This is a genomic window from Aeromicrobium sp. PFPM2_SD2 (assembly GCF_057364525.1).
Map to the genome: position 1 here is coordinate 1 of NZ_JBNFNZ010000538.1, position 1,525 is coordinate 1,525.

Here is a 1,525-nt window from a genome sequence, read left to right on the forward strand (position 1 = left end):
CCCCAAGTCGCCGAGGACGCCAACCTGCTGCTCCTCGCCCGGGCGACCGTCGAGGCCGCGCGCCGGCGCACCGAGTCCCGCGCGCGCACCAGCGCGCCGACCACCCCGACACCGACCCCGCACAGGCGCACCACCGCGTCCTGCGCCGAGAGGGAGCCTGATGCTCGACCGCCGCCAGATCGACGCCGTCGTCACCATGGCCCTGGCCGAGGACGCCCCGCACGGCGACCTTACCAGCCAGGTGCTCGTGCGGCCGGCACGACCGCCACCGCCGAGCTCGTCGCGCGCGAGTCCGGCGTGCTCGCCGGGATCGACGTCTTCGCCGCCGCCATGACCGCGCTCGACGACCGGGTCGACGTGGACGCCTTCGCCCAGGACGGCGAGGACTTCGCCCCCGGCGACGTCCTGGCCCGCGTGCACGGTCCGGCGCGGGCGCTGCTGCAGAGCGAGCGGGTCGCCCTCAACCTCGTGCAGCGCATGAGCGGCGTGGCCACGACGACCCGCGCCTACGTCCGCGCCGTCGAGGGCACGGGGGCGCGCATCGTCGACACCCGCAAGACCACGCCGGGCCTGAGGGCGCTCGAGCGGCACGCGGTGCGCTGCGGCGGCGGGCACAACCACCGCTTCTCGCTGTCGGACGCGGTGATGGCCAAGGACAACCACCTCGCCGTCGTGGGATCGATCGGGGAGGCGATCCGCCGGGCCCGCGCCGCGCTCCCGCACACGACGCACGTCGAGGTCGAGGTCGACCGGCTCGACCAGCTCGACGAGGTGCTGGCCGCCGAGCCCGACACGGTCATGCTCGACAACTTCTCGCTGGCCGACCTCGTCACGGGGGTGCGCCGCATCGACGGCAGGGCGATCGTCGAGGCGTCCGGCGGCATCACCCTCGAGACCGTCGCCGGCGTCGCGGCGACCGGCGTGGACGTCATCAGCGTCGGGGCGCTCACCCACGGGGTCCGGTCGCTCGACCTGGGCCTGGACGTCGTGGTGGGCGCGTGACGCTCTACCTGGACGAGGCGGCCACCGCACCCGTGCGCCGCGAGGTGCTCGAGGCGATGTGGCCCTACCTCACCGGCGTCTTCGGCAACCCGGCCAGCCACCACGAGGCCGGGGACGCCGCGAGGGCCGGCCTGGACGCGGCGCAGGGCGAGATCGCGGCGCTGCTCGGCGTCCGCCCGGGGGAGCTGACGTTCACGTCCGGCGGCACCGAGGGGGCGAACGCCGCGGTGAAGGGCCTGGCGCTCGCGGCGCCCCGCGGCCGCCATGTCGTGGTCTCGGCCGTCGAGCACCCCGCCGTCCTGGAGTCGGCGCGGTGGCTGACCCGGCTCGGCTTCGAGGTGACCGAGGTGGCCGTCGACGCGCACGGCACGGTCACGCCCGAGGCGCTGGACGCCGTCCTGCGCGACGACACCACCCTGGTGAGCGTGCAGCTGGCCAGGCAACGAGGTGGGCACCGTGCAGCCGGTCGCCGACCTGGCGCAGGTGGCCGCGGCCCGGGGCGTCCCGTTTCACACCGACGCGG

The 1,525-nt window shown here is 75.8% G+C and carries 2 protein-coding genes; both read left to right on the plus strand.

The genetic code is table 11. The annotated features are described in order from the left end of the window. Nucleotides 1–1,002, plus strand: a 1,002-nt coding sequence (gene nadC, locus AC2W7G_RS16045; protein WP_485869317.1) for a carboxylating nicotinate-nucleotide diphosphorylase, incomplete at its 5' end; no start/stop codon positions are given. Further along, a partial coding sequence (locus tag AC2W7G_RS16050; RefSeq protein ID WP_485869318.1) for an aminotransferase class V-fold PLP-dependent enzyme occupies nucleotides 999–1,525 on the plus strand: 527 nt, incomplete at its 3' end. The genes nadC and AC2W7G_RS16050, both read left to right, overlap by 4 nt.